General features: G+C 59.2%; 13 protein-coding genes. 9 read left to right on the top strand and 4 right to left on the bottom strand.

Features of this window, described 5'->3' with window-relative positions; all coding sequences use genetic code 11:
* Positions 1-13 precede the first annotated feature (13 nt).
* From AGR13A_RS02340 to AGR13A_RS02305, 8 genes are all read left to right on the top strand, one after another.
* A complete protein-coding gene (locus AGR13A_RS02340) occupies positions 14-454 on the top strand; it encodes a DUF2948 family protein (RefSeq protein ID WP_080833462.1) in 441 nt (146 codons plus the stop codon).
* Positions 455-588: 134 nt separating this feature from the next.
* Positions 589-1,887, top strand: a complete 1,299-nt coding sequence (gene hisD / locus AGR13A_RS02335; RefSeq protein WP_080833460.1) for a histidinol dehydrogenase — start codon at positions 589-591, stop codon at positions 1,885-1,887.
* 3 nt (positions 1,888-1,890) lie between these two features.
* Entirely contained in the window at positions 1,891-2,364 is a 474-nt protein-coding gene (locus tag AGR13A_RS02330; RefSeq protein WP_035227831.1) for a UPF0262 family protein, read from the top strand.
* 2 nt (positions 2,365-2,366) lie between these two features.
* Positions 2,367-2,855: an arsenate-mycothiol transferase ArsC gene (locus tag AGR13A_RS02325; protein ID WP_003493816.1), complete on the top strand. Its 489-nt coding sequence runs from the start codon at positions 2,367-2,369 to the stop codon at positions 2,853-2,855.
* Positions 2,856-2,998: 143 nt separating this feature from the next.
* Positions 2,999-3,217, top strand: a complete 219-nt coding sequence (gene infA, locus AGR13A_RS02320) for a translation initiation factor IF-1 (RefSeq protein WP_004432473.1) — start codon at positions 2,999-3,001, stop codon at positions 3,215-3,217.
* Positions 3,218-3,250: 33 nt separating this feature from the next.
* A complete protein-coding gene (locus tag AGR13A_RS02315; protein ID WP_035227833.1) occupies positions 3,251-3,874 on the top strand; it encodes a Maf-like protein in 624 nt (207 codons plus the stop codon).
* 3 nt (positions 3,875-3,877) lie between these two features.
* Positions 3,878-4,105, top strand: a complete 228-nt coding sequence (gene yacG, locus AGR13A_RS02310) for a DNA gyrase inhibitor YacG (protein ID WP_035227836.1) — start codon at positions 3,878-3,880, stop codon at positions 4,103-4,105.
* A gap of 151 nt (positions 4,106-4,256) precedes the next feature.
* Positions 4,257-5,093, top strand: coding sequence for a DUF6030 family protein (locus tag AGR13A_RS02305; protein WP_080833458.1), 837 nt, complete (start codon positions 4,257-4,259; stop codon positions 5,091-5,093).
* Positions 5,094-5,105: 12 nt separating this feature from the next.
* Here the strand turns inward: AGR13A_RS02305 and galE are convergent, their stop codons facing one another.
* From galE to mscL, 3 genes are all read right to left on the bottom strand, one after another.
* Positions 5,106-6,137 carry a UDP-glucose 4-epimerase GalE gene (galE, locus tag AGR13A_RS02300; RefSeq protein WP_080833456.1) on the bottom strand — a complete coding sequence of 344 codons (1,032 nt, stop codon included), beginning with the start codon at positions 6,135-6,137 and terminating at the stop codon, positions 5,106-5,108.
* Between the two features lie 315 nt (positions 6,138-6,452).
* Entirely contained in the window at positions 6,453-7,619 is a 1,167-nt protein-coding gene (locus AGR13A_RS02295; RefSeq protein WP_080833454.1) for a pyridoxal phosphate-dependent aminotransferase, read from the bottom strand.
* 153 nt (positions 7,620-7,772) lie between these two features.
* Positions 7,773-8,201, bottom strand: coding sequence for a large conductance mechanosensitive channel protein MscL (gene mscL, locus AGR13A_RS02290; RefSeq protein WP_035227845.1), 429 nt, complete (start codon positions 8,199-8,201; stop codon positions 7,773-7,775).
* A gap of 283 nt (positions 8,202-8,484) precedes the next feature.
* Here mscL and AGR13A_RS02285 point away from each other — a divergent pair, with 283 nt between their 5' ends.
* A complete protein-coding gene (locus AGR13A_RS02285; RefSeq protein WP_080833452.1) occupies positions 8,485-11,994 on the top strand; it encodes a PAS domain-containing hybrid sensor histidine kinase/response regulator in 3,510 nt (1,169 codons plus the stop codon).
* 52 nt (positions 11,995-12,046) lie between these two features.
* On the opposite strand, the gene AGR13A_RS02280 is transcribed toward AGR13A_RS02285, so the two are convergent.
* A complete protein-coding gene (locus tag AGR13A_RS02280; RefSeq protein WP_080833450.1) occupies positions 12,047-13,894 on the bottom strand; it encodes a methyl-accepting chemotaxis protein in 1,848 nt (615 codons plus the stop codon).
* Positions 13,895-14,012 lie beyond the last annotated feature (118 nt).

The raw sequence follows: 14,012 nt of genomic DNA, 5'->3' as shown, positions 1-14,012 counted from the left end.
AAAGGAAAAAACGATGAGCGGCCTGAAATTGCTCGCGCTGGATAATGAAGATCTCTCCGTCATTTCGACGCATATGCAGGACAGCGTCTTCAAGCTGAAGGATGTCGCCTTCGAGCCGAAGCACGGGCAATTCACGCTTTCCGCCAATCGTTTCGTCTGGGAAAGCACGAACAAGAAGGCCCTGCCGCCGGAACGCTGCCGCAGCGTTGTTTTCCTGAAGCGGGTCTCCGCCGTTCGCTCGCACGGCATCAATCGCGAGGACAAGGAACAGGTGCTTTCGCTTCTCGCCATCCGTTTCGTGCAGAACGGCGAAGGGCCGGATGGAGCCGTTGAGCTCACGCTTTCGGGCGGCGGCGCAATCGCGCTTGACGTCGAATGCATCGAGGCGCAGCTGACCGATGTGAGCGGCGCCTGGGAAACGGCCGCCAAACCGCATCATCCCGATAGCGAATAAGCGCTCCACACCACTGCAACGGTTGCCTTTCGTCACCGTTTCGATTTATGCCACATACCAGAACCGCAATTGTTGCTGCGGTAAGTTCGTGCACCTTGCGGGATCGCCCGCGGGGACAATGAAAGGGTAATGGCGTGGCAATCTGGCTGGAGCGGGCATCGGCTGATTTCGAACAGAAATTCGCTGCCTTCCTGACAACCAAGAGAGAAGTTTCCGAAGACGTCAACGCGACCGTTCGCGACATCATCAACGATGTCCGCCATCGCGGCGATGCGGCCCTTGCCCATTACTCCCTGAAATTCGACGGCATCGATTTTTCCAAGGTCTCGATGCGGGTGACGGCGGATGAGATCGATGCGGCCTTTACCGCCGTCGATGCAAGCGTCATCGAGGCCCTCGAACTCGCAGCCCGGCGTATCGAAAAACACCATGCACGGCAGATGCCGAAGGACGACATCTACGAGGACGATATCGGCGTGGGTCTCGGCTCGCGCTGGACCGCCATCGAAGCCGTTGGCCTTTATGTACCCGGCGGCACCGCCAGCTATCCAAGCTCGGTGCTGATGAATGCCGTGCCGGCCAAGGTTGCCGGTGTGGAACGCATCGTCATGGTCGTGCCGGCAAATGGCGGCGCGGTCAATCCGGCGGTGCTGGCTGCGGCGCGTATTGCGGGCGTCGAGGAAATCTATCGCATCGGCGGCGCGCAGGCTGTCGCAGCTCTTGCCTATGGCACGGAAAGCATCGCGCCGGTCGCGAAGATCGTCGGTCCAGGTAACGCCTATGTGGCGGCCGCCAAGCGCCAGGTCTTCGGCACCGTCGGTATCGACATGATCGCCGGCCCCTCCGAAGTGCTCGTCATTGCCGACAGGGACAATGATCCGGACTGGCTGGCAGCTGATCTTCTCGCCCAGGCGGAGCACGATCGCGGCGCGCAATCCATCCTGATCACCGACAATGCCGAACTCGGCAAGGCGGTTGAGGCCGCTGTCGAGCGGCAGCTGAAGCGTCTGTCACGTTCCGAGACGGCGGCGGCAAGCTGGGCTGATTTCGGCGCAATCATTCTGGTCGACAAGCTCACCGACGCCATTCCGCTGGCCAACCGCATCGCCGCCGAGCATCTGGAACTTGCCGTCGATGACCCGGATGCGCTGATGGCCCACATCCGCAATGCAGGCGCGATCTTCGTCGGACGCCATACGCCTGAGGTGATCGGCGATTATGTCGGCGGCTCCAACCACGTTCTGCCGACGGCACGCTCGGCGCGCTTCTCCTCCGGCCTTTCGGTGCTGGATTTCGTCAAGCGCACCTCGATCCTGCGCCTCGGCCCCGAGCAGCTGCGCCAGCTCGCACCGGCGGCGATCACCCTTGCCCGTTCGGAGGGGCTGGACGCGCATGCGCGTTCCGTCGCAATCCGCCTCAATCCGGAAAGTTAAGCGATGGCTTCAGGCGATTTCCGGCTCTGCGACGTGGTACTGGACGACAGCATCGGCCGGTCCACGCCCGACGTGGAGCATGAACGCGCCGTCGCCATTTTCGACCTGATCGAGGAAAACACCTTCGAGCCGCTTGGCCATGTCGGCGGGCCATACCGGCTGCATATCTCGCTGGTCGACGCCAAGCTGGTTTTTTCGATCCGAACCGAAGACGAGAAGGATGTCGCGACCCATATCCTGTCGCTGACGCCGTTCCGGCGCATCATCAAGGATTATTTCCTGATCTGCGAAAGCTATTACGAGGCGATACGCTCTTCCACCCCCAGCCAGATCGAGGCGATCGACATGGGCCGGCGGGGTATTCACAATGACGGGTCGCAGACACTGATGGACCGGCTTTCCGGCAAGATCAAAGTGGACTTCGATACGGCGCGCCGCCTCTTCACCCTTGTCTGCGTGCTTTATTGGCGGGGTTAGAGATGAGCGATCCTGCCGCAGCGCCAAATGAGGGACGAGCGCCCAAATCGGTTCTCTTCATGTGCGGCATGAACTCCATCCGTTCCCCCATGGCCGAGGTCATCGCCAAACGGCTGGTGGCGCCCGGTATCTATATACAGTCCGCCGGCGTGCGGGCGGGCGAGCGCGACCCCTTCGTGGATGCCGTGCTGGAAGAACAGGGTTTTTCGCTCGGCAAGCACAAGCCGCGCACTCTAGACGAGATCGAGGATGATTTTTTCGATCTGATCATTACATTGACACCCGAAGCCCACCACGCAGCCCTGGAACTGACCCGCTCGAATTCGCTCGATGTGGTCTATTGGCCGACCATGGACCCGACGGTGATCACCGGCACGCGCGAGCAGATTCTCGACGCCTATCGCGAGGTACGGGACCATCTGGCAAAGCTGATCTCGGAACGACTGCCGAGAAGGCAGCAGCCGGTGGCGGATACGCTTTCAAAAGACTGAAAACTGCCTTGGCCTGTTAAAATCAATCGCGATTTTCAAGCCGATGCTTTAGAGGTTCACAAATGTGCCGGGATTGTGTAGTTTCCGCGCAATTTTCCCGGACTCGATATGTCCGGCACTATCAACAGGAAGAAAACCCTTACATGACAAAAGAAGAAGTCCTTGAATTCCCGGGCATCGTAACCGAATTGCTGCCGAACGCAACATTCCGCGTGAAGCTTGAGAATGAGCACGAAATCATCGCCCACACCGCGGGCCGCATGCGCAAGAACCGTATTCGTGTTCTGGCGGGCGACAAGGTGCTGGTCGAAATGACACCTTACGACCTGACCAAGGGCCGCATCACCTACCGCTTCAAGTAATCCGTTTTCGGCATCGGACGCCCGGGCAGCGCAATGACCAACTCAAAACAAAAGCTCGTTCTGGCATCCGGCTCGCCGCGGCGTCTGGAACTGCTGCATCAGATCGGCGTCGAGCCGGCACGTCTGATGCCGATGGACATCGACGAAACGCCCGCGAAGCTCGAGCATCCGCGAACGCTGTGCCGTCGCCTGTCGCAGCAGAAGGCCGAGGCGGCCCATGCGGCGCTGAAAAGCGAGCAGGCATGGAAAGACGCCTATGTTCTCGGTTCCGACACCGTCGTGGCCGTGGGTCGTCGTATCGTCGGCAAGGCAGAATATACTGAAGACGCCTCGGCGGCGCTGCATCTTCTCTCGGGACGCAGCCACTGGGTCTATACCGGCATCTGCCTTGTGACACCCGGCGGCAAAATCCGCCAGAAGGTGGCGGAAACCAAGGTGCGCTTCAAGCGCCTCTCCACACGCGAGATCGATGCCTATATTGCCTCCGGGCAATGGCGTGGAAAGGCAGGCGCCTACGGTATCCAGGGGATTGCCGGTTCGTTCGTCCAGAAATTGACGGGTTCCTATACCAATGTTGTCGGCCTGCCGCTTTATGAGACAATGTCGCTTCTTACCGGCGAAGGATTTGAGGTGACGTCAGGCTGGCTCGAAGGATAGACCATGGCAAAACCATCCCAGGAAGGCGTGGGAAATGTCACGCCGCTTCGGAAATCACAGCCATGCCCGGAATGCGGGCGACCCTCGAACCGGGATGACTATCCCTTCTGTTCGGATCGCTGCCGTTCGCTCGATCTTGCCCGCTGGCTGAACGGCTCTTACGCCATTCCCGTCGCGGATGATGAAAGCAGCGCCGGCGGACAGGATACCGGCAGGAATACCTCCGAATAACATCCCGAACCGCCGGAAACTCCGGCGGTGAATTGCATGATATTTTTTCAGGGCCTGCGCCCGTAATATATAATTCCCGGGTTACCCACTGCCCGAAAATCCATATTGAAACCCGGCTGACGCCCTCCCCGGCAGCCATTAAGGTCCGGCAATGGACGCAAGCTTGCAAAAGAGAGTGAGCCATGGCGCGCTGCTATTTGCGGTGCTGGCCGTTTGTTGCGCCATATTGGCGACGGTGCTGCTTGCCAATGACGGAAAGCACCTCAAAAGCCTGATGACCTATCTCAACCTGGCGTCCGCGACGAGTTCCGCCGAAGCGCCGCAGAAGATAAAGCCCGTCAAACGGCAAAAGCCCGCTCCCAGAAAACTCGATCTGCCGCCCCACCTGTTGAAATTCGAGCAGGCAGGCGTGCGCGCATCATTTGCACGCGACTTCGTGCTTTCCGGCAAGGATCTCTGCGACCGCTTTACCGCTGAGGGTTTTTCAAACCCGCAGGGCTGGCACGCCAGCCCGGTCAATATCCGCAATTTTGAATGCATGGCCGATCTTGCCGCCGGGAGCACAGCAGACATTGCCGAACGGGCATCGTTATTCCTGGAGATCAGGGGCGAAGCGTCGGGCGAAGTTCGCTCCATCAGGATGAAAGCGGTTGCACCCGAGACACCGGATGGAGCCGTCATTCTGACACGGCTTGGTGATGCGCTGACCATGATCGTCGGGCAAACCCGCTGGGGTGATTTGGCCAACATGCTGGAGCCGGCGCGCAGGATGCAGCCCTATCAGGCACAGCATTTCGGCATTTCCGTTTCCGTAAAGCCGGAGCCGACCGCTCCGCATCGGCTGAACGTGATTTTGCTGGCGACGGAACAATCGCCGGGACTGAAAGTGACACGTAGCTTTTTCGACAGGGACCGATGGCTTCGGCCCGCCGCCGTTTCCGACCGACCGACCCTCTATCCTTCCATCAAGGAAAAGCACAACCCGTGATGCAAAGGCGGCTCAGCCTATCGCCGCCAGCTTGCGACGGACCGGCGGGATCCTGTCCTTTTGCTGCGCCTGACGCTTGGCTTCCCACTGAAGCGCGGTGCGAACGATGGTGGTCAGATCATCAAACCGCGGGCGCCAGCCCAACTCTGACTGGATACGGCCGGAATCCGCCACCATTGTCGCAATATCGCCGGCGCGGCGCGGACAATGGATGATCGGGAAATCCTGCCCCGATTCCCGCTGCACCGTGTTGAGGACGTCCAGCACCGAGTAGCCGACGCCATAACCGCAATTGAGCGTTCGTGTGCCGCCGCCGGCGCGCAGATGCGCCATGGCCAGCATATGCGCGTCGATCAGATCACTGACATGGATATAGTCGCGAACGCCCGTGCCATCTGCCGTCGGATAATCGGTTCCATAAACGTCGACCCGGTCGCGTCGGCCGGTGGCCGCTTCGCACGCTACCTTGATGAGGTTCGCGACGCCCGTGGGGGAAGGACCGGCCCTGCCCTGCGGGTCAGCGCCCGCAACGTTGAAATAACGCAGTGCCACATAGTTGAAATCATGCGCCTGCACGACATCGCGCAGCATGATTTCGGAAGCGAGTTTCGACAGGCCATAGGGATTTTCCGGGCTGAGGATCGCTGTTTCGGGAACCGGGCCATCAAAGGGCTGGTTTCCGTAGACGGCTGCTGTCGAGGAAAAGATGAAGTTGCGAATGCCATGGCCGACCGCTGCCGCAACGAGGGCGCGGGTCGTGCCAGTATTGTTTTCGTAATATTCGAGTGGCCGGCTGATCGATTCAGGAACGCTGACAGAGCCGGCGAAATGGAAAATGGTCTCGATCTGATTTTCTTCGAAGATCTGGCCGAGCAATTTGCGATCCGCCGCGTCGCCCAGATAGAAACGCGCCGCCGGTGCTATCGCCCAGCGCGATCCCGTCGAAAGCCGGTCGACAACAACGACCTCTTCCCCGGCGTCGAGCAGAGCCCACACCATGTGGCTTCCAATATAACCGGCCCCACCGGTAACAAGAACAGCCATGACATTACTTCCCTGTTTGCTTTTCTTGATCCCATCAAAGCCAATAATTCTTCATCATTGATTACTTGCACAGCGAATACGCCATCAAACCCTCAGCCCTCTGAAAAGGTGGCTTACGATTGGTTAGCGCAATAAAGTGCTTTTTATTTATTAGATGAAAATGTTCTCATAAAAGGAACAATCAGCGCATAGCATAGAAATGCGCTCACGTCGATGGCTACGCCGTGGGGTTGTAGTTTTCGCAGCTCATCGTGATTTCTGGGGCAGATTTGCACCTGCCGCGCAGCATGATGCGCGGCGCGGCAGGGCAAAGATTTAGCGGCCGAGAATGTAAGACGCCAGCCGATCGGCCGCGTCTTCGATCTGTTTGGGGTTGCGCAGGAAGCAGGCGCGCAGGAACAGTTCCCCGCCTTCGCCAAAGGCAGTGCCGGGCGCGAGGCCGACGCCGGTCTTGTCGACAATATCCAGCGCCGTCGCACGGCTGTCCGTCACGCCGTCTATCTTGAGGAAGGCATAAAGGGCGCCATCAGGCTTCAGGGTTTCGACATGGTTCGTTGCAATCAGGGCATCGCAAAGGATGTCTCTGGATGTCAGAGCGCGCTCATAGTTCTCGCGGATGAAACCGTCGCCGTGATCGAGTGCCGCAACCGCGCCGCGCTGCATGAACTGCGCTACGCCGGACGTGGAATATTGAATGAGGTTCTCGATCACCTGCCCGATGGCGGGCGGCGCCACGAGCCAGCCGACGCGCCAGCCGGTCATGGACCAGTTCTTCGAGAAGGAATTGGCAAAAACGATCTTGTCGTCCGGTTCCATGACATCGAGGAAGGACGGCGCGCGTGTGCCGGCATAGTGGTAAAGCGCATAAATCTCATCCGCCACGATCCAGAGATCATGCTTGCGGGCGAGCGTCAGAACATCGCGCAGATTGTCGCGTGTCGCGGTCCAGCCGGTCGGGTTGGACGGCGTGTTGATGAACAACGCCCTGGTCTTGCCGGTAATCGCGCTTTCCAGCTTGCCGATATCCAGATCCCAGCGACCGTCGTGGAAATCGATGCCAACCGGAACGGCCTTTGCGCCCGCCACACCGATGGCAGCGACGATATTCGGCCAGGTGGGCGTGAGATAGACCATTTCGTCGCCCGGCGACGTCAGCGCCTGCACGGCAAGCGCAATCGCCTGCATGCCGGACCCTGTCACGTAAAAATGTTCAGGGGGAAGCCTGGCAGCAAAGTGGCGCTCGTAATAGCTGCTGAGCGCCTGTCGCAATTCAGGAATGCCGCGTTGCCAGGTATAGAAGGTCTCACCATTGTTGAGCCCGTCGATGGCAGCCTTGTTGATGAAGTCCGGGCTCGGCAGATCGCCTTCACCGACCCAAAGCGGCAGAAGATTGTCCCGTCCCCGGGCATAATTCACGACTTCAACAATGCCGCTCTCGGGAGCCGCCAGAGAGCGTGCACTCAGACTGTTCAAAATGGACATTAAAGACACTCCGTTTGGTGTCTTCTTATCCCATGGAACAGCCGATATGCATGATATTCCGTGAGGCGGTCATGGATTTTCTTTATGGATCAATCCCCGGCCAGAGAACGCCGCCCGCATGGACCGGCGACCAGGCCGGGGATAATTCCGATCTTAACGCGTCTTCAGCAGATCGCGGATTTCGGTGAGAAGCTTGACGTCTTCCGGCGGCGGCGCTGCTTCCGCCTTCTCCTCGACCTTCTTGGTCTCGACGGAGGCCCGCAGCTTGTTGACGCCCTTGACCATCAGGAAAATGATCCAGGCCAGAATGAGGAAGTTGATAAGAACCGTCAGAAAGTTGCCATAGGCGAAAACGGCGCCCTGATCGCGGGCGGCAGCGAGCGAGGTGGCGGTAACGCCGGAACTCAGCGGCAGGAAGTAGTTCGAGAAGTCGAAACCGCCGAAAATCGCGCCGACGATCGGCATGATGAGATCGTTGACGACGGAATCGACGATCTTGCTGAAAGCCGCTCCGATAATCACACCCACGGCCAGGTCCATGACATTGCCGCGGGCAATGAAGGTTTTAAATTCGTTAAGCATTCAGATTGTCCCTCTCTCCTGCTTCGCGAGCTGAAGCTATGTGACTGTCCCTACACGCTCAACCATATAGCTTCCTTACCCCATTTGGAATTCGCCAAGATTGCATTTATTAGCTTTTTTGCACGCCAGCATTCTGTTTCTACGCATTTTCCGGGCATAAAACCGCTACGCACTTTTATTGGAAATGCTCTCATCTTGAACTTTATGATCAGACCGCGCTCATTCTCAACGGCACGGAATTCGCCTATGCTCCTGTTCGGGAATTCTGGCATGGGGAGGATGCGTGCTTCCTGGGTGGATCATATTCGGTTCGGCCTTCGCTTATGTCCTGCTGCTGTTTGCGGTTGCAAGTTATGGGGACAGGAACAGCCGGAAAAGAAACGCCCCGAAAAAAGGGCGGCCGTTCGTCTATGCGCTTAGCCTTGCGATCTACTGCACGTCATGGACCTATTTCGGCGGCGTCGGGCTTGCCGCCGACAGGGGGCTGGAGTTCCTCGGCATCTATACCGGGCCGATCCTCGCCTTCACCATCGGCATGCCGATCATTCGCCGCATCGTCGAACTGGCAAAAACGGAAAAGCTGACATCGGTTGCGGATTTCATCGCCGCCCGCTACGGCAAAAACTCCACCGTGGCGATGATCGTCGCCATCATCGCGCTCGTCGGCGCCATTCCCTATATCGCCCTGCAATTGAAAGCCGTTTCCAACTCGGTGGCGACGATGGTCGATCCCGGCGATTACGGCATAGGCAGCGGCAATCTCTATTTCCTCGATCTGCCGCTGGTCGTCACCATCGTCATGGCCGGCTTCGCCGTCATGTTCGGCACGCGCCACACCGATGCCACCGAGCATCAGGATGGGCTGATCCTGGCGATTTCGATGGAATCCCTCGTCAAGCTCGTCGCCATGTGCACGGTCGGCTTTTACGTCCTGTTTGTGCTTTTCGACGGTCCCTCGCATCTGTGGCAGCTTGCCTCCGGCAATGAACAGGCCATGAAGGCCATATCCTACCATACGCCCATCAGCCGCTGGATCGTGATGACCCTGCTTTCCGGCTTCGCCATCATTCTTCTGCCGCGCCAGTTCCACGTCACCGTGGTGGAAAACCGCACGCCGGAAGAGCTGCGCATGGCGGGCTTCCTGCTGCCGCTCTACCTCATTGCCATCAACATCTTCGTTCTGCCGATCGCGCTGGCCGGCATTCTGACGCTCGGCGCAAATGGCGATGCCGATCTTTACGTGTTGCAGCTGCCGCTCGCCCATCAGATGCCGGTCGTGTCGCTGATCACCTTCATCGGCGGGTTTTCGGCGGCGACCGCGATGGTGATCGTCGCCTCGGTTGCGCTGTCGATCATGATCTCCAACGACATCGTCATGCCGATCTTCCTGCGGCAAAAGCTGCTGAACCGCTCGCCGCACCGGGACAACTTCGCCAAAACACTTCTCAACATCCGCAGAACGGCGATCTTTGCGGTCCTGCTTCTGGGCTACGGCTATTACCGTGCCGCAGACAGTGCGACCGGGCTTGCCTCCATCGGCCTCCTGGCATTTGCGGCCATAGCCCAGATGGCCCCTGCCCTCTTCGGCGGCCTGTTCTGGCGCCGGGCCAATGCGCGCGGCGCAATTGCGGGTCTCAGCTCGGGCTTTTTCGTCTGGGCCTATCTGCTGTTTCTGCCAAGCTTCGGCGGGCCTGATAACTCCGAGGTCGCGGCGAATATTCTCGGCTTCCTGTTTTCGGGCAGCACGGTCTTCAACGGTCCCGAGGCCGATCCATTTGTGAATGCGGTCATTCTCAGCCTGCTGGTCAATAGCCTTGCTTTCGTGCTCGGCTCGCTCTCGCGCAATCCGCGTCCGGTGGAACGCATCCAGTCCGGTATCTTCGTCAAGCGCCACTCGAAATCGCAATTCGCCACGCGCGGCTGGAAAACCCGCGTCAGCGTCGGCGACCTCAAAAGCGCGATCGCCCGTTATCTCGGCGAAGAGCGCATGCTGCGCTCGCTGGCGACCTATGAAAAAACGGCGGGCAGAAAGCTTAATGACGAGCAGCCCGCCGATATGGCGCTCATTCATTTCTCCGAACAATTGCTGGGCAGCGCCATCGGTTCGTCATCGGCCCGGCTTGTGCTTTCGATCATTCTTCAGAAAGCGGAGGATACCAGCGCGGACACGGCCTGGCTGCTCGATCAGGCGAGCGAGGCCCTGCAATATAATCAGGACATGCTGCAGACCGCTCTTGCGCAAATGGATCAGGGCATTGCCGTTTTCGACAGTTCGCAGCAGCTGACGATCTGGAACCGACGCTTCCGCACCCTGCTGGATCTGCCCGAGCAATTCGGTCAGGTTGGGGTTCCACTCACGGATATCGTTTCCATGTTGCAGGAGCGCGGCGACATGCCGGCCGGCGATACGAATGAGCTTATCACCAGTTTCCTGACCATGGACCTGCCCTTCTCGCTGGTGCTTGCGGGTGGCGAGCGGATTATCGAAGTGCGCTCCAACACCATGCCGGACAAGGGCATCGTCGCCACTTTCACCGATATCACCCAGAGGGTGGCGAGCGACCAGGCATTAAAACAGGCGAACGAAACGCTGGAGCAGCGTGTAGCGGAGCGCACCGTCGAGCTTACCCGCGTCAACCGCGAACTGGCTGAGGCGAGAGCATCCGCCGACGAGGCGAATATCGGCAAGACGCGGTTTTTCGCCGCCGCCGGTCACGACATTCTTCAGCCGCTGAATGCAGCCCGCCTTTATTCCTCCTCGCTCGTCGAGCGGCTTGGCGCATCGGGGGAAAGCGATCTCGTGCAGAATATCGATTCGGCGCTCGAATCGGTCGAGACGATTCTCGGTGCGGTGCTCGATATTTCCCGCCTCGACACGGGTTCGATGAAGGCGCGCATGACCTCGGTGCCGCTGAATGAGCTGCTGAAACGCATCGAGACCGACTTTGCGCCCATGGCGCAGGAGAAGAACCTCGATCTGGTGGTCATGCCCACATCGCTGACGGTGCGCTCGGACCCCAATCTCCTGCGGCGGCTGATACAGAACCTGGTCTCGAACGCCATCAAATATACGCTGACGGGCAAAGTCGTCGTCGGCGCGCGCCGCCGGGGCGGTGAGGTCGTCATTCAGGTGACGGATTCCGGCATCGGTATTCCCGCCTCCAAATTCCGTACGGTCTTCAAGGAGTTCGCCCGGCTGGATGAAGGGGCAAAGACAGCGTCGGGCCTCGGGCTTGGCCTCTCCATCGTCGACCGGCTGTCGCGCATGCTGCACCATCCCGTGCAGCTGATTTCAACACCCGGCAAGGGCACGACCTTCCGCATCCACCTGCCGCGCGAGGCGGACCGGATCGCACCCGCGAAAGCCAGCGGTACAATCGTCAATCCAGCGGCGAGCGATCGCCTTCACGGTATCAGGGTCCTGTGCATCGACAATGAGCCGAAAATCCTTGAGGGCATGACGCTGCTGCTGTCGGGCTGGGGTTGCGAGGTCCTACCCGCAGGTTCGGTGGCGACGCTGGAAGAACCGTTCCTGACGCTGACCGCGGCACCCGACGTGATCGTTGCCGATTACCATCTGGATGATGGCGACGGCATCAGCGCGATCCGTCTCATCAGGACTTTTTACGGCAAGACGATCCCTGCCCTGCTTTTGACGGCGGACCGCAGCCCGGAAGTGCGCAGCGATGCGGAAAAATACGGAATTTCCGTCCAGCACAAACCGGTCAAGCCGGCAGCCCTGCGCGCCTATATCAACCAGATATCCAGCACGGCCCGTGCGGCGGCGGAATGAAAAACTCCCGGACCTTGTGATCCGGGAGTTCTTTGCTTTCTGAATGCGCCTCTCAGGCCGCGCGGCTCAACCGATCCCTGCCGGTCACTGAGCCCTGTTCCATCTGGAACCGCTGAACCAGATCGAGCAGCGCCTCCACTTCACCGGACAGCACCCTGCTCGCCGCGCTGGACTGTTCGGCAAGGGCGGCGTTCTGCTGGGTCATCTGATCCATCTGGTTGACGGAACTGTTGACGTTGTGAAGCGCAGAAGACTGGTCCTGCGTCGCGGTCGCGATGGTTTCGACATGCTGGCTGACGGTGACGATCTGTCGGCTGATGGCGGAAAGAACCGTACCCGCCTCCTGCACCAGCTTCGAACCGGAGCTGACCTCATGCGTCGACTGGTTGATGAGCTGCTTGATTTCACGCGCCGCATCGGCGGAACGCTGTGCAAGCTCGCGTACTTCCTGCGCGACGACGGCAAAACCCTTGCCAGCCTCACCCGCACGCGCCGCCTCGATGCCGGCATTCAGGGCGAGAAGGTTGGTCTGGAAGGCGATGTCATCGATGACCTCGATGATCTGCTCGATCTTGCGCGAAGCGTCTTCAATGCGGCCCATGGCGTCAACGGCATTGCTGACGACCGAACCGGAACTGTCGGCGCTCTGCTTGGTGACGCGAACGGCCTCATTGGCCTCCCGTGCCCGCTCGGCCGAGGATCTGACAGTCACCGTAATTTCGTCTACGGCGGCGGCGGTCTCTTCCAGCGAGGCGGCCTGGTTTTCGGTGCGCTTCGACAGATCGACCGACGATTGCTCGATTTCAAAGCCGCTATGTTGGATGATGAGTGTGCGTTCCCGGATCTGCCCCAGCGCATCGCGCAGGTTGAGAAGGGATTCGTTGAAGTCCGTGCGCAGCCGGTCCAGACGGCCGTTAAAGGGCGTCTCGATTGTGCGGCTCAGATCACCGCGCGAAAGTCTGCCAAGGCCGGAGGCGATCTCACCGACCGCAAATTCGATCTGGCCGTCCAGCTCCTGCTTCTCGGCATCGTTGCGGTGACGTTCTGATTCCGCCATGGAGCGTTCCTCGGCGCTCTTCCCTTCGATCGCCAGCTTCTCAAGCGCATTTTCGCGGAATATCACCAGAGCGCGGGCGATGTTGCCGAACTCGTTGCTGTTGGTGGCATAGGGGATCGGCGTATCGAGATTACCATCCGAAAGGGACTTCACCGCATCGGTCAGCTTGCCAAGCGGCTGAAGCGTACGCTTGATGACGAAATAGGCGAGCAATCCGACGCCAAGCATGGCGAGCGCGCCGCAGATCAGCATCATGTCGCGCAGGCTGTATATCTGCGCATCGTAGACATCCATGGGAATACCCACGAACAGGATGCCGACGGTTGCGCCGGTCTTGTTCGTAACCGGCATATAACCGGTCATATAGCTGGTGCCGAACAGCGTGGCGGTGCCAAAATAGGCCTCACCCTTGGAAACTTTCGGGAAAGCGGGATGATCGGTAGCAAGCTTGGTGCCTGCTGCTCTTTCACCCTTTTCGTTCTTCAGATTGGTGGTCAGGCGAATGAACTCACCGGCCTTGGCTTCAAAAACAGTAGAGATACCGCCGTTACCGGCTGCCGTGCGATCGACGAGATCATTGTCGCGCATCGTTCCGATGCTGGCACGGCCCACGCTCTTCAACTCGCCATCCACCATTTCGAGGGCAACGCCGCCGACCTTCATCTCGTAGAGGATTGCCATGCCGCGCATTGCGCTGTGCGTATCGCGCAGCGCGGTGGTGATGATGTTATCCTTCAAGCGAATGTAGGTCGAAAAACCAACTGCCGCCACGCTGAGCGTGATCAGGCCGATCGTCAACGCGACGACCTTGCCAGCAACGGACTTAAAGAGCCGGTTGTACATGAAACAGTTCCCCAAAGCCAAACTTATAAAAGTTCTAGTAGGCAACTGTTAAAAAAACGCGAAGTGTCGATGGCAGCTTTTAGGGGCTGCACAAGGCCGGCAGGCGCCCGCCCGGCTT

Source organism: Agrobacterium genomosp. 13 str. CFBP 6927, assembly GCA_900012615.1.
Taxonomy (GTDB): domain Bacteria; phylum Pseudomonadota; class Alphaproteobacteria; order Rhizobiales; family Rhizobiaceae; genus Agrobacterium.
The sequence above is the reverse complement of the archived record's forward strand: the minus strand, read 5'-3'. Positions and strand labels throughout refer to the sequence as shown.